This is a genomic window from Amycolatopsis australiensis (genome assembly GCF_900119165.1).
In the GTDB taxonomy this organism is placed as follows: domain Bacteria; phylum Actinomycetota; class Actinomycetes; order Mycobacteriales; family Pseudonocardiaceae; genus Amycolatopsis; species Amycolatopsis australiensis.
Map to the genome: position 1 here is coordinate 1,531,092 of NZ_FPJG01000006.1, position 22,511 is coordinate 1,553,602.

General features: G+C 70.6%; 25 protein-coding genes. 11 read left to right on the top strand and 14 right to left on the bottom strand.

The window, feature by feature from the left end; translation table 11 throughout:
- Nucleotides 1-363: 363 nt before the first annotated feature.
- Entirely contained in the window at nucleotides 364-1,038 is a 675-nt protein-coding gene (locus tag BT341_RS08620; RefSeq protein WP_003081747.1) for a Crp/Fnr family transcriptional regulator, read from the bottom strand.
- Between the two features lie 149 nt (nucleotides 1,039-1,187).
- On the bottom strand, nucleotides 1,188-1,439 hold the full coding sequence (locus BT341_RS08625) for a hypothetical protein (RefSeq protein WP_013230551.1): 252 nt from the start codon (nucleotides 1,437-1,439) through the stop codon (nucleotides 1,188-1,190).
- A gap of 226 nt (nucleotides 1,440-1,665) precedes the next feature.
- Between BT341_RS08625 and nth the strand changes: the two genes are divergently transcribed.
- Genes nth through BT341_RS08645 form a run of 4 tightly spaced genes read left to right on the top strand, consistent with a single transcriptional unit; the run spans nucleotide 1,666 to nucleotide 4,826 of the window.
- The gene (nth, locus tag BT341_RS08630; RefSeq protein WP_072475766.1) at nucleotides 1,666-2,349 is read left to right on the top strand and encodes an endonuclease III; all 684 of its coding nucleotides are present in this window, start codon (nucleotides 1,666-1,668) and stop codon (nucleotides 2,347-2,349) included.
- The gene (locus BT341_RS08635; RefSeq protein ID WP_072475767.1) at nucleotides 2,346-2,942 is read left to right on the top strand and encodes a TlpA family protein disulfide reductase; all 597 of its coding nucleotides are present in this window, start codon (nucleotides 2,346-2,348) and stop codon (nucleotides 2,940-2,942) included. The genes nth and BT341_RS08635 overlap by 4 nt, the downstream gene beginning before the upstream one ends.
- Nucleotides 2,939-3,637: an NUDIX hydrolase gene (locus BT341_RS08640; protein WP_072475768.1), complete on the top strand. Its 699-nt coding sequence runs from the start codon at nucleotides 2,939-2,941 to the stop codon at nucleotides 3,635-3,637. Before BT341_RS08635 ends, BT341_RS08640 begins: the two co-directional genes overlap by 4 nt.
- A 4-nt stretch (nucleotides 3,638-3,641) precedes the next feature.
- The gene (locus BT341_RS08645) at nucleotides 3,642-4,826 is read left to right on the top strand and encodes a MarP family serine protease (protein WP_072481859.1); all 1,185 of its coding nucleotides are present in this window, start codon (nucleotides 3,642-3,644) and stop codon (nucleotides 4,824-4,826) included.
- On the opposite strand, the gene BT341_RS08650 is transcribed toward BT341_RS08645, so the two are convergent.
- Nucleotides 4,823-5,704, bottom strand: coding sequence for a TetR/AcrR family transcriptional regulator (locus tag BT341_RS08650; RefSeq protein WP_072475769.1), 882 nt, complete (start codon nucleotides 5,702-5,704; stop codon nucleotides 4,823-4,825). The genes BT341_RS08645 and BT341_RS08650 overlap by 4 nt on opposite strands.
- 109 nt (nucleotides 5,705-5,813) lie before the next feature.
- Here BT341_RS08650 and BT341_RS08655 point away from each other — a divergent pair, with 109 nt between their 5' ends.
- A complete protein-coding gene (locus BT341_RS08655) occupies nucleotides 5,814-6,902 on the top strand; it encodes an FAD-dependent oxidoreductase (RefSeq protein ID WP_072475770.1) in 1,089 nt (362 codons plus the stop codon).
- Here BT341_RS08655 and BT341_RS08660 read toward each other — a convergent pair.
- The 3 genes from BT341_RS08660 to nhaA are packed head-to-tail and all read right to left on the bottom strand — an operon-like array spanning nucleotide 6,895 to nucleotide 9,682.
- A complete protein-coding gene (locus BT341_RS08660) occupies nucleotides 6,895-7,815 on the bottom strand; it encodes an alpha/beta fold hydrolase (RefSeq protein ID WP_072475771.1) in 921 nt (306 codons plus the stop codon). The genes BT341_RS08655 and BT341_RS08660 overlap by 8 nt on opposite strands.
- Before the next feature lie 4 nt (nucleotides 7,816-7,819).
- Entirely contained in the window at nucleotides 7,820-8,314 is a 495-nt protein-coding gene (locus tag BT341_RS08665) for a phage holin family protein (protein WP_072475772.1), read from the bottom strand.
- Nucleotides 8,315-8,356: 42 nt separating this feature from the next.
- On the bottom strand, nucleotides 8,357-9,682 hold the full coding sequence (gene nhaA, locus BT341_RS08670; protein ID WP_245804915.1) for a Na+/H+ antiporter NhaA: 1,326 nt from the start codon (nucleotides 9,680-9,682) through the stop codon (nucleotides 8,357-8,359).
- 190 nt (nucleotides 9,683-9,872) lie between these two features.
- Here nhaA and BT341_RS08675 point away from each other — a divergent pair, with 190 nt between their 5' ends.
- A complete protein-coding gene (locus BT341_RS08675; RefSeq protein WP_072475773.1) occupies nucleotides 9,873-11,330 on the top strand; it encodes a peptide MFS transporter in 1,458 nt (485 codons plus the stop codon).
- Here BT341_RS08675 and BT341_RS08680 read toward each other — a convergent pair.
- Complete coding sequence (locus BT341_RS08680; RefSeq protein WP_072475774.1) at nucleotides 11,327-12,055, bottom strand: VIT1/CCC1 transporter family protein; 729 nt, start codon at nucleotides 12,053-12,055, stop codon at nucleotides 11,327-11,329. The two genes, BT341_RS08675 and BT341_RS08680, sit on opposite strands and share 4 nt — an antisense overlap.
- A 117-nt stretch (nucleotides 12,056-12,172) precedes the next feature.
- Between BT341_RS08680 and BT341_RS08685 the strand changes: the two genes are divergently transcribed.
- Nucleotides 12,173-12,526, top strand: a complete 354-nt coding sequence (locus BT341_RS08685; RefSeq protein ID WP_072475775.1) for a cupin domain-containing protein — start codon at nucleotides 12,173-12,175, stop codon at nucleotides 12,524-12,526.
- 71 nt (nucleotides 12,527-12,597) lie between these two features.
- Here BT341_RS08685 and BT341_RS08690 read toward each other — a convergent pair whose 3' ends face one another.
- The 3 genes from BT341_RS08690 to BT341_RS08700 form a co-directional block, all read right to left on the bottom strand.
- The gene (locus BT341_RS08690; protein WP_072475776.1) at nucleotides 12,598-13,062 is read right to left on the bottom strand and encodes a DUF6319 family protein; all 465 of its coding nucleotides are present in this window, start codon (nucleotides 13,060-13,062) and stop codon (nucleotides 12,598-12,600) included.
- 136 nt (nucleotides 13,063-13,198) lie between these two features.
- Nucleotides 13,199-15,181: an acetate--CoA ligase gene (acs, locus tag BT341_RS08695; protein WP_072475777.1), complete on the bottom strand. Its 1,983-nt coding sequence runs from the start codon at nucleotides 15,179-15,181 to the stop codon at nucleotides 13,199-13,201.
- 100 nt (nucleotides 15,182-15,281) lie between these two features.
- The gene (locus tag BT341_RS08700; protein ID WP_072475778.1) at nucleotides 15,282-15,884 is read right to left on the bottom strand and encodes a GNAT family N-acetyltransferase; all 603 of its coding nucleotides are present in this window, start codon (nucleotides 15,882-15,884) and stop codon (nucleotides 15,282-15,284) included.
- Nucleotides 15,885-15,996: 112 nt separating this feature from the next.
- On the opposite strand from BT341_RS08700, the gene BT341_RS08705 reads away from it, so the two are divergent.
- The 3 genes from BT341_RS08705 (at nucleotide 15,997) to BT341_RS08715 (ending at nucleotide 17,737) form a co-directional block, all read left to right on the top strand.
- Nucleotides 15,997-16,494, top strand: coding sequence for a phosphoribosyltransferase (locus BT341_RS08705; protein WP_072475779.1), 498 nt, complete (start codon nucleotides 15,997-15,999; stop codon nucleotides 16,492-16,494).
- A complete protein-coding gene (locus BT341_RS08710; RefSeq protein WP_072475780.1) occupies nucleotides 16,487-17,209 on the top strand; it encodes a Fic family protein in 723 nt (240 codons plus the stop codon). The genes BT341_RS08705 and BT341_RS08710 overlap by 8 nt, the downstream gene beginning before the upstream one ends.
- 66 nt (nucleotides 17,210-17,275) lie before the next feature.
- On the top strand, nucleotides 17,276-17,737 hold the full coding sequence (locus BT341_RS08715) for a hypothetical protein (protein ID WP_143168507.1): 462 nt from the start codon (nucleotides 17,276-17,278) through the stop codon (nucleotides 17,735-17,737).
- Here BT341_RS08715 and BT341_RS08720 read toward each other — a convergent pair.
- Nucleotides 17,725-18,054 carry an ArsR/SmtB family transcription factor gene (locus BT341_RS08720; RefSeq protein ID WP_072475782.1) on the bottom strand — a complete coding sequence of 110 codons (330 nt, stop codon included), beginning with the start codon at nucleotides 18,052-18,054 and terminating at the stop codon, nucleotides 17,725-17,727. The genes BT341_RS08715 and BT341_RS08720 overlap by 13 nt on opposite strands.
- A gap of 54 nt (nucleotides 18,055-18,108) precedes the next feature.
- Here BT341_RS08720 and BT341_RS08725 point away from each other — a divergent pair, with 54 nt between their 5' ends.
- A complete protein-coding gene (locus BT341_RS08725) occupies nucleotides 18,109-19,302 on the top strand; it encodes an MFS transporter (RefSeq protein ID WP_084742803.1) in 1,194 nt (397 codons plus the stop codon).
- On the opposite strand, the gene nicT is transcribed toward BT341_RS08725, so the two are convergent.
- From nicT to BT341_RS08740, 3 genes are all read right to left on the bottom strand, one after another.
- Nucleotides 19,238-20,323: a Nickel transporter NicT gene (gene nicT, locus BT341_RS08730; RefSeq protein ID WP_072475783.1), complete on the bottom strand. Its 1,086-nt coding sequence runs from the start codon at nucleotides 20,321-20,323 to the stop codon at nucleotides 19,238-19,240. The two genes, BT341_RS08725 and nicT, sit on opposite strands and share 65 nt — an antisense overlap.
- A gap of 61 nt (nucleotides 20,324-20,384) precedes the next feature.
- The gene (locus BT341_RS08735; protein WP_072475784.1) at nucleotides 20,385-21,314 is read right to left on the bottom strand and encodes an N-acetylmuramic acid 6-phosphate etherase; all 930 of its coding nucleotides are present in this window, start codon (nucleotides 21,312-21,314) and stop codon (nucleotides 20,385-20,387) included.
- A gap of 20 nt (nucleotides 21,315-21,334) precedes the next feature.
- Complete coding sequence (locus tag BT341_RS08740) at nucleotides 21,335-22,339, bottom strand: MurR/RpiR family transcriptional regulator (RefSeq protein ID WP_072475785.1); 1,005 nt, start codon at nucleotides 22,337-22,339, stop codon at nucleotides 21,335-21,337.
- Nucleotides 22,340-22,511 lie beyond the last annotated feature (172 nt).

Genomic DNA, 22,511 nt, shown 5'->3' on the forward strand with positions numbered 1-22,511 from the left:
GTGAGTACCAGTAATTTACGGGTCAGCTGCGTCACCAGGTCTCGATCGGATAACACTCACGATATTCTCCGTGGACTCGTGCAACGAAACGCCCGGCACGGCGTCCTTGAGAGTGAATGGCCTTGAATTCGTGGGTATGGGCCGTGATGGTTGAACAACAGCACAGAACCCAGCTCCCTCCGGCACACGGGTCGGGGCCTGGCCCGGAGGGCGGGGAGCGCGGATCGTCGGGGGATGGTCCGCGCGACAAACGAAGAGCCGGTGCGCCACGTCGGGGGTGGCGCCCGGCTCTTCGTTTTGGGTTCCGGGACAGTCGAAGGCCTCTTCACCCGCGCGGGTGAAGAGGCCTTCGGCGTCGGAAGCTCAGCGGGCCCGGCGGGCGAGCCGCTCCGGGTCCAGGATCAGCACGCTCTTGCCCTCCAGCCGCAGCCAGCCGCGGTGGGCGAAGTCGGCGAGTGCCTTGTTGACGGTCTCGCGCGACGCGCCGACGTACTGGGCGATCTCTTCCTGCGTCAGGTCGTGCGTGACTCGCAGCAGGCCCGCCTCCTGGCTGCCGAACCGCTGCGCGAGCTGCAGCAGCGCCCGCGCCACGCGGCCCGGGACGTCGGTGAAGATCAGCTCCGCGACCATGTTGTTCGTCCGGCGCAGGCGCCGCGCGACCACGCGCAGCAGCTGCTCGGCGATCTCCGGGCGGGTCGAGATCCACTGCCGCAGGGCCGGGCGGTCCATGGTGACCGCGCGGACCTCGGTGACCGTGGTCGCGCTCGACGTCCGGGGGCCGGGGTCGAAGATGGACAGCTCGCCGAACATGTCGGACGGGCCGAAGATGCCCAGCAGGTTCTCGCGGCCGTCCGGGGACTTGCGGCCGATCTTCACCTTGCCGGACTGGATGATGTACAGCTTGTCGCCGGGCTCGCCCTCGTTGAAGATGACATGGCCGCGGGGGAACTCCACGGATTCCAAGGTCTGGGCCAGCGCCTCCGCCGCTGCCGGCTCCACACCCTGGAAAATGCCCGCACGGGCCAGGGTTTCGTCCACCTCGGGTGCCTCCTCGTCGAGAAACGTTCACGCCCTCCCGTGTGTGGAAGAGCGTGACGCCGATCACTTGCGCGTCAGTCTAGGGCGTACTCCCGAGATCGCCCGTCGGACGCGCGCGCTCGCCGGATGATCTCGTTCGAACGTGGAGCCTAACTCCGCACGCGGCGCGCGCGTAGCCTGGCTGCCCGTCCGCCCAGCCTACGCAGCCGGAACAGCTCCAGCGCGCGGCCGATGCCGTGCCCGTAGAGCGCCCTGACCTCGTTGGGCTGCGCCTGCTCGAGGAACTCTTCGACCTCGTTCTCCTGCACCGCGACGTGCTTGAGCCTGCTCTCCACGCGCTCCATGAACAGCGCGAAGAACATGATGACCAGCGGGACCAGGATGACGAACCAGACAGTCATGACCGGACCCCGAAACACTCGATGAAAAGCATCTACTCCAGATCCTCGCTCATGGCGGCCGGAAAACGCGCCGAGGTGGTGCTCTGGCGTGTCGGTCGTCCACCGGTGCACTGACCGGCTCGTCCGACGGCGCCCGTAGGCTATCGGGGTGCCTCCTGCCACCACGAACGCCCCCCGTGCGGGCGCTGGTGAAAGCCGATTGGCTCTGGTGAGACGTGCCAGGCGGATGAAGCGTTGCTTGGACGACGTGTATCCGGGCGCCCACTGCGAGCTCGACTTCACCACGCCACTGGAACTGCTGGTCGCGGTCGTGCTGTCCGCGCAGACCACCGACGTCCGGGTGAATCTCGTCACCCCCGCGCTGTTCAAGCGCTACCGGACCGCCGCCGACTACGCGGGCGCCGACCGCGCCGAGCTGGAGGAGTACCTCCGCAGCACCGGCTTCTACCGCGCCAAGGCCAACTCCGTGATGGGGCTCGGCGCGGCGCTGGTCGAGCGCTTCGGCGGCGAAGTGCCGAACAAGCTGGAAGACCTCGTCACGCTGCCCGGCGTCGGCCGCAAGACGGCGAACGTCGTGCTCGGCAACGCCTTCGACATCCCGGGCATCACCGTCGACACCCACTTCGGCAGGCTGGTCCGCCGCTGGGGCTGGACGGCCGAGGAGGACCCGGTCAAGGTCGAGCACGCGGTCGGCGAGCTGATCCCGCGCAAGGACTGGACGATGCTGTCCCACCGGGTGATCTTCCACGGGCGGCGCGTCTGCCACGCCAAGAAGCCCGCCTGCGGCGCCTGCCCGCTGGCGAAGGACTGCCCCTCCTACGGCACCGGCCCCACTGGCTTCGAGGAAGCCGCGAAGCTGGTCAAGGGGGAGGAAAAGGACCACATCCTGGCCATGGCGGCGCCCCGGTGACGAGAGTCACCAAGTGGGCGCTGGCGGCCGCCGTCCTGGCGGTGGCGCTCATCGTCGCGCTCCTGCCGCGCGGGTCGGACAGCACCGCGAAGCCGTCCGAAGACCTGGCGTCCGCCCGGTCCGCGGCGGCGCTCCAGCCGTGTCCCGCGCCCGGCCCCGGGCAGCCGGTGAAGCAGCTCGACGGGGTCACGGCGGACTGCCTCGGCGACGGCTCGAACGTCGACGTCGGACGTGCCCTCGCCGGTGCTCCGGTGCTGGTCAACGTGTGGGCGTCGTGGTGCGAGCCGTGCCGCACCGAGCTGCCCGTGCTCCAGGAGTACGCCCGGCAGCCGGGGGCCGTGCGGGTCCTCGGCGTGCAGGTGCAGAGCCCGGCGAAGGACGGCTTGAACCTCCTCGCCCAGCTCGGCGTGCACCTGCCGTCGGTGTACGACGGCGACGGGCAGAGCGGCCCCGTCCGCGCCGCGCTCAAGGTGCCGTCGTCGCTCCCGGCGTCCTACTTGGTCACCCGCGGCGGGGAGGTGCGGTTCATCGCGAACCCACGGGTCTTCGGGAACACTGACCAGGTGCGCGCGGCAGTGGGAGAAGCTTCATGATCGGACCGCTGGTCGACCCGGAGTCCGTCCCCGAGTGGCTCCGGCCGCTGGTCAAGGTCAGCGGCGAGGTCGACTCGAAGACGTTCACGCGGTTCAGCCCGCCCGAGGACGCCTACACGCGGCCGGCCGCCGTCCTGATCCTCTTCGGCGAGCGCGAGTCCGACGGCGAGCCGGACGTGCTGCTGCAGCGCCGCGCCGACACGCTGGGCTCGCACGCCGGCCAGGTCGCGTTCCCCGGCGGCGGCGCCGAAGCGGGCGACGACGGCCCGGTCGGCACCGCGCTGCGCGAGGCCGAAGAGGAGACCGGGGTCGTGCCGTCGGGTGTCCGGCCGGTCGCGATCCTGCCGGAGCTGTTCGTCCCGGTGTCGAAGTTCGCGGTGACGCCGGTGCTGGCGCACTGGGAGACCCCGTCGCCGGTGCACGCGGTCGACCCGGCCGAGACGGCGTCGGTGGCCCGCGTGCCGCTCGCCGACCTCGCCGACCCGGCCAACCGGTTCACGGTCCGGAAGGCCGGCGCGCCCTGGAAGGGCCCCGCCTTCGAGGTCTCGGGCCTGTTCGTCTGGGGGTTCACCGCCGGTTTGCTGTCGGTCCTGCTCGGCCTGGGAGGCTGGGAGCGCGAATGGGACTCGGGCGACGTCCGGGACCTCGACGAGGCGCTGGCCGCGTACCAGGCGCGGCTGGCCGGGGAAAGGTGACGTGGTGAACTGGGTCGATGTGCTGGTCGTGCTGCTGGCCCTGCTGGCGGCGGTGTCCGGCGCGTACCAGGGCGTGATCATCGCGCTGCCGTCGCTGGTCGGCGTCGTGCTCGGCGCGGTCGTGGGCATCAAGCTCGCGCCGCTGGTGGTTTCGTTCTTCGACGACGCGGTGTGGAAGGTCGCCGTCGCCGTCGCGACCGTGGTGTTCCTGGTCGCCTTCGGCGAGGCCATCGGCGTGTACGTGGGCCGACGGCTGCGGCAGAAGATCAACCCGGTCAAGCTCTCCGGCATCGACAAGACGCTCGGCGCGGTCGTGCAGGCCCTGGTCGTGTTCGTGGTGGCGTGGCTGATCGCGACGCCGCTGACCACCGTGTCCGGCCTGCCGGGGCTGGCCAAGGCGATCAACAACTCCGTGGTGCTCGGCAAGGTCAACGACGCCATGCCGGAGGCCGCGCAGGGCTTCCCGAGCCAGCTGCGCAAGCTGCTCGACGCGTCCGGCTTCCCGTCCATCGTGGACCCGTTCCAGAAGGCCCCGACGGCGGACACGTCACCGCCGGACCCGGCGCTGCAGAGCAGCGGGGTCGTGCAGCAGCTGCACGGCAGCGTCGTCAAGATCCGCGGCAGCGCCAGCTCGTGTTCGCGGTCGCTGGAAGGCAGCGGGTTCGTGATCGCGCCGCAGCGGGTGCTGACGAACGCGCACGTCGTGGCCGGCACCGACACCGTCGGCATCGAGACCACGCAGGGCGACTACCCGGCGCGCGTCGTCTACTTCGACCCGGAGGTCGACATCGCGGTGCTCGCCGTGCCGCGGCTGCGGGCCCCGGCCCTGCGGTTCGCGTCGGAGACCGCTCGCGCCGGCGACAGCGCGATCGTGCTCGGCTACCCGCTCGACGGGCCGTACCGGGCGACGCCGGCCCGCGTGCGTGGCCGGATCAACCTCCGCGGCCCGGACATCTACGACGCCAACACCGTGCAGCGGGACGTCTTCACCGTCCGCGCCGAGATCCGCAGCGGCAACTCCGGCGGCCCGATGGTGACCCCGGAGGGCCAGGTCATCGGCGTCGTGTTCGGCGCGGCGGTCGAGGACCCGGAAACGGGCTTCACCCTGACGGCCGAGCAGGTACGGGCCGAGGTCGACGCGGCGCCGTCGCAGACGACGAACGTGTCCACCGGCTCCTGCGCGGCCTAACGCCCGAACCGCAGCGCCAGCCCGTCCAGCAGCGCCCGCATCCCCGACTCGAAGATGTCGTCCAGCACGAGGTCGTAGCCGGTTTCGGCCAGCTCGCCGAGCATCCGCGCGAACGTCGGGTATCCGCTGGTCACCGCGGCCATCGCGGGGGCCTGCCGGTCCATCCAGTCGTCTTCGGAGAGCCCGGACGACGCCAGTGCGCTCTGCTCGCGCTCCAGGTGGATGGCCACTCCCTGGATGTGGCTGAAGAACACCACGTGCAGGTCGCACAGGGTCGCCGCGTCGACGCCCAGCTGCGTCAGCGCCGACAGCGCTCGTTCGCCGTGGGCCGCCAGGTTCCGCAGCGGCAGCGGCCGCGTGATCGGGGTGAGCTGGGCCAGCCACGGGTGCCGCCGGAAGAGCGCCCAGAGGGTGCGGCCGACGAGCAGCAGCCGTTCCCGCCAGCCAGGCGGCAGCTGCGCGGGGTACGTCCCCTCGCCGTAGGCCGCGTCGGCCATGAGCAGGACGAGTTCGTCCTTGCCGGTCACGTACTTGTACGGCGCCATGGCCGCGACGCCGAGGCGGGCCGCCACGCCGCGCATCGACACCGCGCCGAGTCCTTCGGCGTCGGCGATGTCGATCGCCGTCCGCACGATCCGGTCGCGGGTCAGCCCGCGGTGGCCGCCGCGGCGGTCCCGGCCGGCGACGACCGTGCCGGACCGCGGCTCGGCGCGCACCAGCCCTTCCTGGCCGAGCAGCGCCAGCGCCTTGGCCGCGGTCGCCATCGCGACGCCGTGGTCGGCCGCGAGCCGCCGGGTCGAGGGCACGCGAGCCCCGGCGGGCAGCTCACCGCGTGCGATCCTGCCTCGCAGCTCCTCGGCGATCGCCACGTACTTCACGGCTCCTCCTGACCTAGTGCAGCTGACGATCTGTACTAGCACAGATGTCGCCGTTGAACTGCGATTACTCCAGTGTTGTGCGCAGGTAGCGTACGACTCTGGAGGCACAATGCGAAACGTCCTGATCTCCGGCGCGGGGGTCGCCGGCGCCACCCTCGCCTGGTTCCTGGCCCGCGACGGCTGGGCGGTGACCGTGGTGGAGCGGGCGCCCGGTCCGCGCACCGGCGGGCAGGCGATCGACGTGCGCGGGGCCGCGCTCGACGTCGTCGGCCGGATGGACCTCGGTGACCGGATGCGCGCGGTGCGCACCCGGATGCGCGGGATGTCCGTGGTGGATGGCGACGGCCAGGAGCTGTTCCGCTCCGAGGAGCGCACCTTCAGCAGCGGACGGCTCGACAGCGCCGACTTCGAGCTGCTGCGTGACGACGTCGTCGCGATGCTGCTCGAGGCGGCCGATGTCGAGTACGTCTTCGGTGACGCGATCACGGCGCTGACCGAAGAGGCGCAGGGCGTGCGCGTCGAGTTCGCCGGCGGCGGCTCGCGGACCTTCGACGTGGTGGTCGGCGCGGACGGGCTGCACTCGGCCGTGCGGCGGCTGGCCTTCGGGCCGGAAGAGCGGTTCGTCCGGCACCTCGGGCAGTACCTGGCGATCTTCCCGGCACCCAACTTCCTCGGGCTCGAGGACTGGCAGGTGTGGTTCCGGCACGAGGACACCGGCGGCGCCGTCTACCCGGTCCGGGACAACACCGAACTGCGCGTCACCCTCGGCTTCGGGTCCGGGCCGCTGCCCCGGCTGACGGTCCCGGAGCAGAAACGGCTGATCACCGAACGGCTCGGCGGCGTCGGCTGGGAGGTGCCGAAGCTGCTCGAAGCGATGGCCGCCGCGGACGTCTTCTACTTCGACGCGATGGCCCAGATCCACCTCGACCGCTGGTCGGCGGGCCGGATCGCGCTGGTCGGCGACGCGGGCTACTGCGCTTCGGCGTTGTCCGGCCAGGGGACGAGCCTCGCGCTCGTCGGCGCGTACGTCCTCGCGCAGGAACTCGGCCGGGCTGAACACGAAGCGGCCTTCGCGGCCTACGAGCGTCGGATGCGGCCGTTCGTCGCGCTCAACCAGGCGCTGGCCACCGAGAACCCGCAGGGCCCGGCGGCGGAGGAGTCGGTCGAGCGGGCGAAGAACGCCATCGACCTCACTTGAGGAAGCCGACCAGGGCCGCCGACGTGCGGTCCGGCGCCTCGAGGTGCGGGAAGTGCCCGACGCCCGGCCAGAGCTCCGGCTCGGCGTGCGGGCCCGCCCAGCGTACCGACGACGTCGCCGTCTCGGGCAGGATGCAGGTGTCGTCGGTGCCGTGCAGCTGCAGCGTCGGCGCCGCGATCCGGGTGCCGACGGCGTCGGTGAACCGCCGGCCTTCGCCGCGGAACTGGGCGCGGAAGGCCCACCGGTAGTACTCGAGCGCGCTGTGCGCGACGCCGGGCACGAGCATCGCCCGCCGGAACGTCCCGACGCTCTCCGTGAAGTCCGATGTGGACCGCCAGCGGCGGCCGGCCCAGCCGCCGAACAGGTCTTCGACGGCCTGTGCGTCGTTCTTCACGAGCCATTTCTCCGGCGCCATCGGCACCTGGAAGCGGAACAGGTGCCCGGCCGCGCGGCCCGGGCCGCGCCACGGGCGGGCCACCGCCGACCGCAGCGCGAGGGGGTGGGCGGCGCCGATGGCCGTCACCGACGCGACGAGCCGCGGGTGCAGCGCCGCGACCGTCCAGGCGAGCATGCCGCCCCACGCGTGGCCGACCAGGTGGGCGCGGCGCGCCCCGAGGGACTTGATCAGGCCGCCGACGTCACCGGCGAGCGTCCACGCGTCGTAGCCGCGGGGCGGCTTGTCCGAGTCGCCGTAGCCGCGCAGGTCGACGGCGACCGCGCGGAACCCCGCGTCGGCCAGTGCGGTCAGCTGGTGGTGCCAGGTCCACCAGAACTCGGCGAACCCGTGCAGCAGCACCACGACGGGTCCTTCGCCGAGCTCGGCGACGTGCAGCCGGATGCCGTTCGCGGACACGTCGCGGTGGACCCACGGGCCGTCGAGCCGGACGCTCGACGGGTCGGGGGACGCGGGCAACGCCTCAGTCGCGCGTGCTGGTCAGGTCGGCGTCGGCCGCCTTGTGCGGCTTGAGCGCGGCGGCGGTCTCCTTGACGCTGGCGATCGTCCGCTCCGGCGCCCGGAACTTCTTCACCTTGCGGTAGCCGAGGAACCCGGCTGCGCCCGCGACCAGCAGCATCAGGACGAACACGATGCCGAACGCGATCCACCGGTAGCGCAGCCACTGCGCCAGGCCTTCGGCCGCGAAGAAGAACAGGAAGAACGTGCTGTACAGGAAGACCGTCAGCGCGATCAGGAAGTAGACGGCCCCCTTGAGGCCCTTCTTCACCTCGCCGACCAGCTCGGACTTCGCGAGTTCCATCTCGGCCCGGACCAGGGTCGAGATGTGCTGGGTCGCGTCGCCGACGAGCCGGCCGATCGACTGGTCGCCGGGGACGTCGGTGTCGGAGGACAGCGGGAGGTAAGGCACGGCCCCCACGCCGTCGGGGCCGGTGCGTTCGTGTTTGGGGCTGCTCACCGGGTCATCGTGCCATGTGTCCGGAAACCGGGCGCGGCGGACTCACAGTGTGTCGGGGTTTGGGGGTCCAGGGGGCTTGCCCCCGGCTGGGGTCTGGGGCTCGGTCCCAGGTGACACTGTGTCGGGGTTTGGGGGTCCAGGGGGCTTGCCCCCGGCTGGGGTCTGGGGCTCGGCCCCAGCAGACACTGTGTCCGAGATTCTCGCGTGCACTTTGCTGCGACGGAGCAGCAAGGCCGCCGCCAGCAGGGACGCCGTGGCCGATGCGATCAGCACCGCCGCCTTGGCCAGCTCGCTCGCTTCCGCGGGCAACGCGAGTTCGGCGATCAGCAGGCTCACCGTGAAGCCGACCCCGCCGAGCACGGACAACGCGGTCATGTCGCGCCAGCCCGTCCCGCGCGGCTTCTCCGCCACGCGCAGCTTCACCGCGAGCAGGCTCGCCCCGAGGATGCCGATGACCTTGCCGCCGAGCAGCCCGGCCAGCACCGCCAGCGGCAACGCCGTCGTGAACACCGCGCCGAGCGCGTCGCCGTCGACCGAGATCCCGGCCGCGAACAGCGCGAACACCGGCACGGCGACCGCCGCCGACCACGGCTGGAGGCGGTGTTCGAGCCGCAGCGCCGGCGCTTCGGCCTCACCTTCGTCGGCGCGGACACGGGTCAGCAGGCCCAGTGCGACGCCGGCGATCGTCGCGTGGATGCCCGCCGAGTGGACCGCGACCCAGGTGACCAGCGCGAGCGGCACGTACAGCCACGGCGTCCGGACCCGCTTGTGCTGCAGGAACGCGTACAGCGCGAGCGCCACGACGGCGACGGCCGCCGCGACCAGGTCGAAGCCGGTCGTGAACAGCACGGCGATGACGACGATCGCGCCCAGGTCGTCCACCACGGCCAGCGACAGCAGGAACACCCGGGCACTAGAGGGCAGGTTCGACGCGGTCAGCGCGAGCACGCCGAGCGCGAACGCGATGTCCGTGGCGACCGGGACGGCCCAGGCCCGCTCGATGCCCGGCGTCCCCCAGCCGACGCTCAGCGCGACGAGGGCGGGCACGACCATGCCGCCGAGCGCGGCGACGACCGGCAGCACCGCCTGCTTGACCCGGGACAGTTCGCCGATGACGAGCTCCCGCTTGAGCTCGAGCCCGGCGACGAAGAAGAACAGCGCGAGCAGGCCGTCCTTCGCCCAGTCGCCGACTGTCAGGTTCAGGTGCAGCAAATCCGGGCCGAGCCGGAACTCGCGCAGCGCGTGGTAGCTGTCGCGCAGCGGCGAGTTCGCCCAGAGCAGGGCGACCGCGGTCGCGCCGAGCAGGATCAGCCCGCCGGTGGTCTCGGTGCGCAGGTAGCGCGCGAACTCGCTCAACGGACGGGACATCGGGCGGCTCCTGGGGTCGCTGATCACTGTTGCCGACCAGACTTCCCGGCGCACCTTTGCCGGTATTTTAATGCGTCTTTGTCACGGACCGTTATGGCGGTCGCCACAACGGGTGTCGGTGGTGGGTCACCAGGTGGGGTCATAGCATGCCAAACGACAACGAAGTCCCGAGACAAAGGAAGACGTAGTTGTGAGCACCTCCACCGAGGTCCAGCAGGACACGAGGTTCTTCGGGCACCCACGAGGGCTGGCGAACCTCTTCGGCGTCGAGATGTGGGAACGCTTCTCGTTCTACGGGATGCTGGGCATCCTGCCGATCTACCTCTACTACAAGGCGGACCAGGGTGGCCTGGGCCTCGCGCAGGAGTCGGCGCTCGGCATCGTCGGCGCGTACGGCGGGCTGGTGTACCTGTCGGCCGTCGTCGGCGCGTGGGTGGCCGACCGGCTGCTCGGCTCGGAACGCACGTTGTTCTACAGCGCGGTGCTGATCATGATCGGCCACATCAGCTTGGCGCTGCTGCCGGGCCTGGCCGGGATCGGCGTGGGCCTGGTGTGCGTCGCGGTGGGCAGCGGCGGCCTGAAGTCCAACGCGACGGCCATCGTCGGCACGCTCTACGCCGAAGGCGACGAGCGGCGCGACGCCGGTTTCACGATCTTCTACATGGGCGTCAACCTCGGTGCGTTCGTCGGCCCGCTGCTGACCGGGCTCGCGCAGACCGAGGTCGGCTTCCACCTGGGCTTCGGCCTCGCCGCGATCGGCATGGCGCTCGGCCTGGTCCAGTACACGCTCGGCCGCGGGAACCTCGGCGAGAAGGCCAAGGAGGTGCCGAACCCGCTGCCGGCGTCGCGGCGGCTACTGGCCGTCGGGGCCGCCGTCGTGCTGGTCGCCGTGATCCTGGCCCTGGTGCTGACCGGTGTCGTGCACCCGGGCAACCTCGCCGACGTCGTGGTCTGGGCGGTCGCCGCGATCTCGGTGGTCTACTTCCTCGTCATCCTGACCAGCCGCAAGATCACCGGCGTCGAGCGCAGCCGGGTGTTCTCGTTCATCCCCATGTTCATCGCCAGCGCCGCGTTCTTCTCGCTTTACCAGCAGCAGTTCACGGTCGTCTCGGCCTACACCGACCAGCGGCTGAACCGGGACCTGTTCGGCTGGGAGATGCCGGTGTCCTGGGTCAACTCGATCAACCCGGTGTTCATCATCGTGTTCGCGCCGATCCTCGCGGCGCTGTGGACGAAGCTGGGCGAGCGCCAGCCGTCGACGCCGATGAAGTTCGTGCTCGGCACGGTCCTGATGGGTGTCGCGTTCCTGCTGTTCCTGCCGATGGTGGGCAGCGGCAAGAACGCCAGCCCGCTCCTGGCGATGGTCGGCATCCTGTTCGTCTTCACGATCGCCGAGCTGTGCCTCTCACCGGTCGGGCTGTCGCTGTCGACGAAGCTCGCGCCGGAGGCCTTCCGGACGCAGATGGTGGCGCTGAACTTCCTCTCGATCTCCCTCGGCACGGCGATGTCCGGCAAGCTCGCCGAGTACTACTCGGTGGACGACGAAGCGCCGTACTTCAGCACGGTCGGCGGCGTCGCCATCGGCATCGGCGTGCTGCTGTTCCTGGGCATTCCCTTCATCCGCAAGCTGATGAAGGGCGTGCACTAACCGACGGTGACGCCGAAGAGCACCCCGACGTAGTACGTGACGACCATGGTGAGGGCGCCGACGCCGACGTTGCGGAGGATCGCGCGCCCCACCTTGGCGTCGCCGAGCCGCGCGCTGACCCACCCGGTGAGCGTCAGGCCGACGACGACCGCGGCGGCGCACGCCCACACCCGCAGCGAAACGCCGGCCCAGGCGATCGACAGGATCGGCAGCAGCGCGCCGACGGAGAACGCGAGCAGCGACGCCCACGCGGCCTGCCACGGGCTGGTGAGGTTGTCCGGGTCGATGCCCAGCTCGGCTTCGGCGTGCGCCTGCAGGGCGTCCTTTTCGGTCAGTTCGCGGGCGACGCGGCTGGCCAGCTCGGGCGAAAGCCCTTTCCCCTCGTAGATCTCGGCGAGCTCGCGCTCTTCGGCCTCCGGCATCGTCTTGAGCTCCTGCTTTTCCAGCCGGAGCAAGGCCTGTTCGGTGTCGCGCTGCGTGCTCACCGAAACGTATTCCCCGCCGGCCATGGAAAACGCGCCGGCGACGAGCCCGGCGATCCCGGCGGTGAGGATGGTCGTGGCTTCGGTGGTCGCGCCGGCCACCCCGACGACGATGCCGGCGACGGACACGATCCCGTCGTTCGCCCCGAGAACCCCGGCCCGCAGCCAGTTCAGTTTCCCGCCGACACCCTGGTGCGGTTCGTGGGTGTGCTCCACGGCGTCACCGTCAATCGTTTCGGTCACCGGACCAGTGAAACACGAACCGGGAATCGTGGCGAGACCTGGGCTTTCGCTCAGGTTGGCCTAAATAACTCTTGCCTTACCTAAGCCGGTCCTGTGTGGACTCAGCGGTTTTGGGACATGATGGGCGGCATGGAGGAGCAGGTGTGGCAGCCGCTGGTGACGGTGGAGGGCCTCCCGCTGGAAGGCGGCGAGGGCCGGTTCCGGCTGCTGGAGACGGCGTCGAGCGGTCTGGCGTACTTGATCCACTACCCGGCGGGAGTGGCGTCGCCGACGCACGCGCACGACCACGACAGCATCGTGTACGTCCTGTCCGGCCGGATACGGGGAGCGGTCGACGGCGTGGAGGCGGTGCTGGAGCCGGGTGACTCGGTGCTGCACCCGCGTGGAGTGGCCCACCACGTGGAGGCGCTGACGGACTCCATGTGGGTGGAGTTCAAGTCCCCGCTGCCGGAACGCCCGCCGATCGCCTGACGTCGTCGCCTCGAGAAGCGGAAACGCCCGGCCCCGCCAAGCGCGGACCCGGGCGTTTCCTGGGATGAAGCTCAGACGTCCAGCTCGGCGAGGGCCTGCTTGGCCTTCTCGAGCTCGGCCTCCAGCGCCGCGACCTTCGCCGCCTGCGCCTCGCGGGCCTGGTTGATCACCTCGTCGATCGGGCCGGACAGGTCGCTGTGCAGCTCCTTCGCCGCCCGCGAGACCGCCGCGGCGGGGATCTCGAGGCCCTTCGCGACCCACTTGCTGCCGTTCTTCAGCTCGGCCTGCCACTCGCCGTCGGCGGTGCCGGTGACCGTCAGGGTCAGCTCGACCGTGCGGGTCTTCTTCGCCGTCGAGGCCGTCGCGCCCTTCGGGCGGCCTCGCTTCGGCTTGGGGGCCTCCTCGGCGGCCGGCTCGGCGGAGTCGTCCGAAGGGGCCGGGGACGCGGACTCGGTGACGGCCGCCTCGGTGGTGGAGACTTCCGGAGCCGGGGCCTCGGCCGTTTCCTCGTCGTGCGTCAGGACATCCACGGTCATCGTCGTGTCGTCTCCTTGCCCAGGGTGTGGTTCGCGGCACAGCGTAGAACATGCGTTCGAGCCGTGCCACTCGGGGGTGCCATGACAGAGCCCTCCCGGCGTGCAGCCGGAAGGGCCCTGGCGGAAGAACGCTAGCTCACTCCTCGGACTTGCCGGACTTCAGGCCCGACGAGATCAGCTCCATCACCGACGAGTCGGCCAGCGTGGTGACGTCGCCGATCTGGCGGTTCTCGGCGACGTCGCGCAGCAGGCGGCGCATGATCTTGCCCGAGCGCGTCTTCGGCAGCTCCGGCACGACCATGATCTGGCGCGGCTTCGCGATCGGCCCGATCTCCTTCGCGACGTGGTTGCGCAGCTCCTGCACGGCCTCTTCGCCACCGTCGGCCGCATTGCCGCGCAGGATGACGAACGCGACGATGCCCTGGCCGGTGGTCGGGTCCGTCGCGCCGACGACCGCGGCCTCGGCCACCGTCGGGTGCGAGACGAGCGCCGACTCGACCTCGGTGGTCGAGATGCGGTGGCCGGACACGTTCATCACGTCGTCGACGCGGCCCAGCAGCCAGACGTCGCCGTCGTTGTCGTACTTCGCGCCGTCGCCGGCGAAGTAGTAGCCCTGCTCGCTGAACCGCGACCAGTACGTCTCCTTGAAGCGTTCCTCGTCGCCCCAGACGCCGCGCAGCATCGACGGCCACGGCTTGTCGAGCACCAGGTACCCGCCGCCGCCCGGGCCGACCTCGTTGCCCTGGTCGTCGACGACCTTCGCGGAGATGCCCGGCAGCGCCTTCTGCGCCGAGCCCGGCTTCGCCGCGGTGACGCCCGGCAGCGGCGAGATCATGATCGCGCCCGTCTCGGTCTGCCACCACGTGTCGACGACCGGCGTCTTGCCGGCGCCGATCGTTTCGCGGTACCAGATCCACGCCTCGGGGTTGATCGGCTCGCCGACCGAGCCGAGCACCCGCAGCGACGAAAGGTCGTACTTCTCCGGGATCTCCGCGCCCCACTTCATGAACGTGCGGATCAGCGTCGGCGCGGTGTAGTAGATGGAGACCTTGTACTTCTGGATGATCTCCCAGTGCCGTCCTTCGTGCGGGGTGTTCGGCGTGCCTTCGTAGACGACCTGCGTGACGCGGTTGGCCAGCGGGCCGTAGACGATGTAGCTGTGGCCGGTGATCCAGCCGATGTCCGCGGTGCACCAGTAGACGTCTTCGCCGGCCTTGTGGTCGAAGACGTTGTGGTGCGTGTAGGCCGTCTGCGTCAGGTAGCCGCCGGAGGTGTGCAGGATGCCCTTCGGCTTCCCGGTCGTGCCGGACGTGTAGAGGATGAACAGCGGGTGCTCGCTGTCGAACGCCTCGGGAGTGTGCTCTTCGGACTGTCCGTCGACGAGGTCGTGCCACCACAGGTCGCGCGCGTCGTTCCACGGGACGTCGCCCTCGAGCTTGTCGCCCGTGCGCTTCACGACGATGACCTTCTCGACGGTTTCGGCACCTTCGAGCGCTTCGTCGACATTGGCCTTCATCGGCGCGGCCTTGCCGCGGCGGAACTGGCCGTCGGAGGTGATGACGATCTTCGCGGCGGCGTCGTCGACGCGGGCTCGCAGCGCCGTCGGGGAGAAGCCACCGAAGACGACGCTGTGCAGCGCGCCGATCCGTGCGCACGCGAGCATGGCGAAGATGGCCTCGGGGACCATCTGCAGCTGGATCGCCACGACGTCGCCGGCACCGACGCCGAGGGACGTGAGTGCGTTGGCGGCCTTGGAAACCTCGGTCTTCAGCTCGGCGTAGGTGATGTCCCGCGTGTCGCCCGGCTCGCCGACCCAGTGGATCGCGACCTGGTCGCCGTGCCCCGACTCGACGTGCCGGTCGACGCAGTTGTACGCGACGTTCAGCTTGCCGCCGACGAACCACTTCGCGAAGGGCGCATTGGTCCAGTCCAGTACCGTGGTCCACTTCGTGTCCCACGTCAGCCGCTCCGCCTGCTTGGCCCAGAACGCTTCGCGATCGGCATCCGCCTCGGCGTAGAGATCGGCCTTCGCGTTCGCCTGAGCAGCGAAATCATCGCTGGGCGGGAAGGTGCGGCTCTCGGTGAGCAGGTTGTCCAGTGCGGGGGACTGCTCGGTCATGGTTGCAAGGCCTCCTGTAGTGCGCCGAAACGACGGCTAGCGGCACGCTAGCGACGTTAGTCCGCCTTGTAAAAGGTTGCACCCACGTTGCCCTGTCGTTTCACCGAGGCAGGCGAGCGGCGGTGACTAAGCGTTCGCTCAGCCGCGCCTTCGCCGCCGGCCACTCCGGCGCCAGCATCGAGTACGTGACGGTGTCGCGCGACGAGCCGTCCGGCCGGATCCGGTGCGCCCGCAGCACACCTTCGCGAAGCGCGCCAAGCCGTTCGATGGCGCGTTGCGAGCGGAGGTTGCGGATGTCGGTCTCCCAGGCGACCCGTTGCGCGCCAAGGGTTTCGAACGCGTACTCGAGCAGCAGCAGCTTCGACTCCGTGTTCAGCCCGGTGCGCTGCCAGTCCGCGCCGATCCACGTGTGCCCGATCGACAGGATCCGGTGCTTCTCGGCGACCTGGTAGTACGACGTCGTCCCGGCGACGCGGCCGGAGGCGACGTCGAGCTGCGCGAATGGCCGCCGGTCGGGGTCGGCGATCGCCTGCTCGACGAACCGTTCCATGGCGGGCAGGTCGGCGGGCTGCCGGACACTCAGCCACGTCCAGACGCCCGGGTCGGTGCCGGCCTCGAACAGGCCCTTGGCGTGCTCGGGCGTCAGCGGCTCCAGGCGGACGTGCTCGCCGGACAGGGTCGGCTGCGTGTTCCAGTCGGTCACGTCCTCACCGTAGAGACGGCAATGGCTGTCCCGGATAGCCAGTTTCCGAGCATTTCCAGAGGCCACTTGGTCGTTGCCTATGCTCGGCTGACCACGACGAAGGGCGAGATCGATGGCCGAAGAGCGGGAAGAGCTGAGCTGGGAGCTGTTCGGCACGGCGAGCCGTGAACTGGCTCACACCATTGCCGGAGACGGCTTCGCGCCGGACCTCATCCTGTCCATCGCCCGCGGCGGGCTGTTCGTCGCCGGCGCGCTCGGCTACGCGCTCGACGTGAAGAACCTGCACGTGATGAACGTCGAGTTCTACACCGGCGTCGACCAGCGCCTCGACCTGCCGGTGATGCTGCCGCCGGTGCCCAACGTCGTCGACCTGACGAGCAAGAAGGTGCTGATCGCCGACGACGTCGCCGACACCGGCGCGACGCTCAAGCTGGTCCGCGACTTCTGCCTCGAGCACGTCGCCGAGGTGCGCTCGGCCGTCGTCTACCAGAAGCCGCACTCGACGGTGAAGTGCGAGTACGTCTGGCGGCACACGGACAAGTGGATCAACTTCCCGTGGTCGGTGCTGCCGCCCGTGGTTTCCCGTGAAGGCCAGGTGCTCGATGCCTGATCCGCTAAAGCCCCTCCTCGACCTGGAAGGCGTAGCGGCGGCCGCGAAGTCCGCGCAGGACGCGGTGTTCGCGGTCCACCGCCTCCCGGCGAACCTCCGCGGCGGCGCGGCGACGGCGGCGGAAGCGTCGGTGCGGGCCGCCCGCGCGTCCGCCGGCATCGAGGGCGCGAACCCGGAGCTGCCCGCGGACGGCGCGGTCGCCGACCCGGTCCTGGCGGGCGCGCTGCGCGTGGCGGAGACGCTGGAGTCGCTGCTGCCGACGTGGCGCCGCGCGCCGATGCAGGCGTTGGCGCGCCTGCACGTCCTGGCGGCGGCGGACCTCGTCGAGGACCCGGACGCGCTGGGCCGCCCGAGCTCCGGCGGCGGCCGCCTCGAGCTGCTGGCCCAGCTGGTGACGGGAGCGACGTCGGTACCGGGCCCGGTCCTGACGGCGGTCGTGCACGGAGAGCTGCTGGCGCTCAAGCCGTTCGCCACGGCGAACGGAGTGGTGGCCCGAGCGGCCGCGCGGCTGACGATGGTCGCGACGGGCCTGGACCCGAAGGCGCTGAGCGTGCCGGAGGTGGCGTTCTTCCGCCGGGTACCGCGGTATCTCGAAGCGGCGGAAGGCTTCGCGGGCGGGACGCCGGAGGGCGTGCGCGCGTGGCTGCTGTTCTGCTGCGAAGCATTCGAGGCGGGTGCGCGCGAGGCGAAGAGCATCTCGGACGCGGCTTCCTGACGCGGCGGTCCGAAATGCCGGAACGGCGGTAGTCCACGGGTCCTCGCACGTGGTCTGTTTACCGCCATGAACCGGTGGCGGAAGTGCGGTGCTTTCCTGGCGGCAGTGCTCGCCGCGGCGGTGACGGTGCCGGCGGCCGCCGGGCCGGCGAACGCCGAAACCGCCATCCAGTCCTGCACCGGTACCTGGGCGGTCACCTACGACCCGCCGATCACGAACACGCCGCGGCTCGTGACCGGTGTCCTCACCGGCACGTTCCCCGTCTGCACCGATCCCCAGGCGTTCAACGCGTCCTACACGCAGGCGTTCACGGACACCGTCTCGTGCACGACGCTGCTCAATGCGGGCTCGACGTCCCGCACGTACGTGTGGGGCAACCCGTCGGCCGCGCCGACCACGTTCACCTACAACTTCACGACCACCGCGGTCGGCGCTCAGGTCGTGGTCACGCCGAACGCCCTCGCGTGCGCCGGATCGGGCGTCGGGAGCCTCACCGGCCCGACGACGCTCACCATCTACGCGCCCTGAGCTGACGGCTGCTGCGCGAGGACGGCGTCGAGCAGGCCGGGGAACCGCGCCTGGATGTCGTCGCGGCGCAGCACGATCCAGCGGCGCCTGCCTTCGACGGTCGTTGTCGTCAGGCCGGCTTCGCGCAGTACGCGCCAGTGGTGGGACAGCGTCGCCGCCGTGATGTCGAGGTCGTACTCCTCCAGCGCGCAGCTGCGCGGCTCGGTCTCCGCCGCCAGCTCGCGCACGATTTCCAGGCGCACCGGGTCGGCGAGCGCCTGCAGCACGGTCACGATCTCGATCGCTTCGCGCGCCGGCTGGGGCAGTGTGCGGGCCACGGCCTTCCCTTCGACTATTTGACAACGATCTAAGTATAACTCCATCATGACCTTATGACGATTCGACGATCATCTAATGATCGGGTGGGGGTCCTCCTCGTCCTCGCGGTGGGCACGTTCACCGTCGGCACCGACGGGTTCGTGCTCAACGGCCTGCTGCCCGCCATCGCCGCCGACCTGCGCGTGACGGAGTCCGTCGCGGGCCAGCTCACCACCGTCTTCGCCCTGACCTACGCGCTCGCTTCGCCGCTCATCGCCGCGTTCACCGGCGGCTGGGACCGCCGGTGGCTGCTGGCCGGCGGCATGGCGCTGTTCACCGCAGGCATGGCCGGGCAGGCGCTCGGCACGTCGTTCGCCGTCGTCGCCGGGGCCCGGCTGCTCGCGGCCGTCGGCGCGGCCGCCTTCCAGTCCACCGCCTACGTCCTCGCGGGCGCGTTGTCGTCCGACGAACGCCGCGGCCGCGCGCTGGCGACCGTCGCCGGCGGGATGAGCGTGTCGATGGTGCTCGGCGTCCCGATCGGCGTGCTCGCCGGGACCTGGCTCGGCTGGCGCGCGGTGATGTGGGGCATCGGGGTGGTCGCCGTAGTCGTCGCCGTGCTGATCCCGATCATCCCCGAGGTGCGCATGCCCGCGGTGGGGCTGCGCACGCGGCTCGCCGTCCTCGGGCGGCGGCCGGTCGTCCGGGTGCTGCTGGTGACGGTGTTCGGCACGATCGCCGCCTTCACCGTGTTCGTCTACCTGCCGGTGCTGGTCGCGCCGGTCGCGAGCGGCGCGGTGCTGTCCTGGGTCCTGGTCGGCTCCGGCGTCGGCCAGGTCGTCGGCACCACCGTCGCGGGCCGCGCCACCGACCACCTCGGTCCCGGCCGGGTCCGCGCGCTTTCCCTGGCCGGCACGGCGATCGTCCTCGCGGTACTCGACGTGGCGGTGCTGTCGCTGCCGGGCGCGCTGCTGCTCGCGCTGTGCTCGGGCGTCTTCGGTGGCATGTTGATGGTGCCGCAGCAGCACCGGCTCTTCACCGTCGCGCCGGACGTCGCGACCGTCGCATTGGGACTGAACGGCTCGGCGATCTACGTCGGGGGCGCGCTGGGTTCGGCGCTCGGCGGCGCCGTGCTGGCCGGCGCGGGACCGGCATGGGTCGGTCCGGCCGCCGCCGTCGCCTCTCTCACGGCGCTCGCCCTCTGCGTCACGAGAGCTTTGCCGACCACTTTTCTTCGATCCGCCCGAACCGCCACACCGCCAGTGCGATGACCCAGGTCAGCACGAACAGCCCGACGATCCCGAAGCCGACGTAGTCCAGGTTCACCGACGCGATCGCGGCCAGCGGACCCGAGGTGATGTCCAGCTTCTCGGTGAGGATGGAGACGAGCTCGATCGTGCCGATCACGAACGCGACGGCGACCGACAACGACGTCACCGTGATGTTGTAGAAGATCTTGCGGACCGGCTTCGCGAACGCCCAGCCGTAGGCGAAGTTCATGAAGCAGCCGTCCACGGTGTCGAACAGGCTCATGCCGGCGGCGAAGAGGATCGGCAGCACGAGGATCGCGTACCAGGGCAGGGCGAAGGTCGCCGCGCCGGCGGCGAGCACGAGCAGGCCGATCTCGGTCGCGGTGTCGAAGCCCAGCCCGAACAGCAGCCCGACCGGGTAGATGTGCCACGGCTTGCGCACGGCCTTCGTCGCGCCGCGAAGCAGCCGGTTCAGCGCGCCGCGGTTGTCCAGCTGGCGTTCGAGTGCGGCTTCGTCGAACTCACCGTGGCGCATCCGCCGGAACACCCGCAGGATGCCGACCAGCACGACGAGGTTCAGGATGGCGATGACGTAGAGGAACACACCGGACACCGACGTCCCGATCAGGCCGGTGGCTTCGTGCAACGCCGACGAGCCGTTCTCGACCTGCCCGGCCAGCGCGCGCACGCCCAGCGACAGCAGCAGGCACAGCGCGAAGACGATCGTCGAGTGCCCGAGCGAGAACCAGAACCCGACCGACAGCGGCCGCTTGCCGTCGGCCATCAGCTTGCGGGTGGTGTTGTCGATGGCGGCGATGTGGTCGGCGTCGAACGCGTGCCGCATGCCGAGGGTGAACGCCGTGACGCCCAGCCCGATCCCGAACACGCCGGACGTGCCCAGCGCGTAGTGCCGGGGCGCGACGAAGGCCGCCAGCACCACCCAGCCCACGACGTTGAGCAGCAGGACGAACCCGGCCATCCCGCCGATCGACACCCACTCGCGGCGCGACAGCCCGCGCCGCGAGTCCTCGGTCGTGCTCATGCCCACCCGCCTTCCCTCATCTGAGAGGTTAGGCAGGTGAACAGATGATCGGCAACGGGTTCTAGCTGGCGCGCACCCGCACCAGGTCCAGCGCCTTCCGGACGTGCCCCTCCGCGGTGTGCAACGCCTTCGCGGCGGTCTGGACGTCCACCCCGGAGAGCAGGTGCACCAGCGCCACCTTGAGGTCGCCCCCGGCCTCGGTCAGCGCGTCCGAGCAGTCGGCCATCGTCATGCCGGTGGCCTCCTGCAGGATCCGGATGGTCCGGCCGCGCAGCTTCGCGTTGGTGGCCCGCATGCTGACCATCAGGTTGGAGTAGGTCCGGCCCAGCTTGATCATCGTCGCGGTGGAGAACGACGTCAGGATCATCTTCTGCGCCGTGCCCGCCTTCATCCGGGTCGAGCCGGCGATCGCCTCCGGGCCGGTGTCGACGGCGATGAGCACGTCGACACCCGCGGGCTTGGCGGCCTTCGGGTTGCCGGAGACCAGGCCGGTGCGGGCGCCCTTGCGCGACGCCGCGGCCAGCGCGCCGAGGACGTACGGCGTCCTGCCCGACGCCGTCAGCCCCAGCACGAAGTCGCCGGGCTGGACCATGGCGGCCATCTCGGCCGCGCCGGCCTCGTCGTCGTCCTCCGCGTTTTCGACGGCCTGGCGCAGGGCCCGCTCGCCACCGGCGTGATGCGCGATGAACCAGTCCGCCGGCACGTTGAACGTCGGCACCAGCTCGGCCGCGTCCAGCGTGGCCAGGCGTCCCGAGGTGCCCGCGCCGACGTAGTGCACCCGCCCGCCGGCCCGCAGGGCCTCCACCGCGTAGTCCACCGCGCGCGCCACCTGGGGCAGCACCGCGGCGACCGCGCCGGGGACCGTCCGGTCCTCGGCGTTGATCGCGCCCAGGATCCCCGCGGTGGACATCAGGTCGATGTCCGTGGTGCGGGGATTGCGAGTCTCGGTCGGCGAATCGACGTGCACCGCCTGCACGGGGACGGTCATCATGCGCCTCACATTTTCTCCGGTCATTGCTTGCCGGTTTCCCGCGGACGGCGACGACCGTCCGGCCTGACCCCCAGGCGGTGCGAGCCGACCGCGTCCCTGGTGGCGTCCAGGGCGCTGACCGACGCGTCCATGTGCCGCTGCGCGACGCCGATGAACAGGCAGTCGATGACGGTGAGCTGGGCGATGCGGCTCGCCGTCGCTCCCGAACGGAAGGTGGTTTCCCGCGCCGCGGTGGTCAAAACGTAGTCGGCGACCTCGGTGATCGGCGACCGCGGGAAGTTCGTCACGGCGATGGTGACCGCGCCGTGCTCGCGGGCGACCCGCAGCGCTTCGACGGTGTCGGTGGTCGCGCCGGTGTGCGAGACGCCGATCGCGACGTCACCGGGGCTGAGCACCGCGGCCGAGGTCAGCATGATGTGCGTGTCGGACCACGAGAAGCAGACCCGGCCGATGCGGTGCAGCTTCTGCTGCAGGTCGGCGGCGACGAACGCGCTGGCACCGACGCCGTAGACGTCCACCCGGCCGGCGTTCGCGACGACCTCGATCACGCGTTCCAGCGTGGCGACGTCGAGCTGGTCCGCCGTCTCCTCGACGGCCCGCGCGTCGGCGAAGCTGACCTTGCCGATCACCGCGGCCAGGTCGTCCTCCGGCCCGATCTCGCCGCCGAGGTTGCGCGTGGTGCGCGCCTCGGTACGGGCGGTGTCCGCGGCCAGCGCGATGCGCAGCTGGGGGTAGCCGCCGACGCCCACGGCCTTGCAGAACCGCGTGACGGTGGTCTCGCTGGTGTTGGCGGCCAAGGCCACCTCGGTGATGCTGCGCCTCGCGACCGACGCGGGATCCTCCAGCACCACCTTCGCCACGCGCTGCTCGGCGCGGGCCAGGCCGGGGAGCAGGGACCGGATCCGCACCAGCGGGCTCGCGTCGGCGTCCCGCACGGCCGTCTGGACCGATACGGGCTCGGACGGTGCCGCTTCGACTACGGATTCGGTATCACTCACCGTCGGAAAGTTACTAACCGTTGGCATTTGCGACAAGGCTACCCACACCCTTCGGTAGGATCGCAACCCGTCCGTGTCTGCGGATCTAGATTTGCGATTAATCGTTGACCAGAAAGTCGCCAACAGGGTCGACCTTGTTAACGAGGTCAAGCTAACGACTTGGCAACTTAGTGTCGCGGTGCAAACGGCAAGAAGATGG

Coding starts and splice junctions, on each gene's coding strand:
- BT341_RS08625 (WP_013230551.1), bottom strand. CDS start 1,439: ATGACTGTCTGGTTCGTCATCCTGGTCCCGCTGGTCATCATGTTCTTC.
- nth (WP_072475766.1), top strand. CDS start 1,666: ATGAAGCGTTGCTTGGACGACGTGTATCCGGGCGCCCACTGCGAGCTC.
- BT341_RS08640 (WP_072475768.1), top strand. CDS start 2,939: ATGATCGGACCGCTGGTCGACCCGGAGTCCGTCCCCGAGTGGCTCCGG.
- BT341_RS08655 (WP_072475770.1), top strand. CDS start 5,814: ATGCGAAACGTCCTGATCTCCGGCGCGGGGGTCGCCGGCGCCACCCTC.
- nhaA (WP_245804915.1), bottom strand. CDS start 9,682: ATGTCCCGTCCGTTGAGCGAGTTCGCGCGCTACCTGCGCACCGAGACC.
- BT341_RS08685 (WP_072475775.1), top strand. CDS start 12,173: ATGATGGGCGGCATGGAGGAGCAGGTGTGGCAGCCGCTGGTGACGGTG.
- BT341_RS08690 (WP_072475776.1), bottom strand. CDS start 13,062: ATGACCGTGGATGTCCTGACGCACGACGAGGAAACGGCCGAGGCCCCG.
- acs (WP_072475777.1), bottom strand. CDS start 15,181: ATGACCGAGCAGTCCCCCGCACTGGACAACCTGCTCACCGAGAGCCGC.
- BT341_RS08705 (WP_072475779.1), top strand. CDS start 15,997: ATGGCCGAAGAGCGGGAAGAGCTGAGCTGGGAGCTGTTCGGCACGGCG.
- BT341_RS08710 (WP_072475780.1), top strand. CDS start 16,487: ATGCCTGATCCGCTAAAGCCCCTCCTCGACCTGGAAGGCGTAGCGGCG.
- BT341_RS08715 (WP_143168507.1), top strand. CDS start 17,276: ATGAACCGGTGGCGGAAGTGCGGTGCTTTCCTGGCGGCAGTGCTCGCC.
- BT341_RS08725 (WP_084742803.1), top strand. CDS start 18,109: ATGACGATTCGACGATCATCTAATGATCGGGTGGGGGTCCTCCTCGTC.
- nicT (WP_072475783.1), bottom strand. CDS start 20,323: ATGAGCACGACCGAGGACTCGCGGCGCGGGCTGTCGCGCCGCGAGTGG.
- BT341_RS08735 (WP_072475784.1), bottom strand. CDS start 21,314: ATGATGACCGTCCCCGTGCAGGCGGTGCACGTCGATTCGCCGACCGAG.
- BT341_RS08740 (WP_072475785.1), bottom strand. CDS start 22,339: ATGCCAACGGTTAGTAACTTTCCGACGGTGAGTGATACCGAATCCGTA.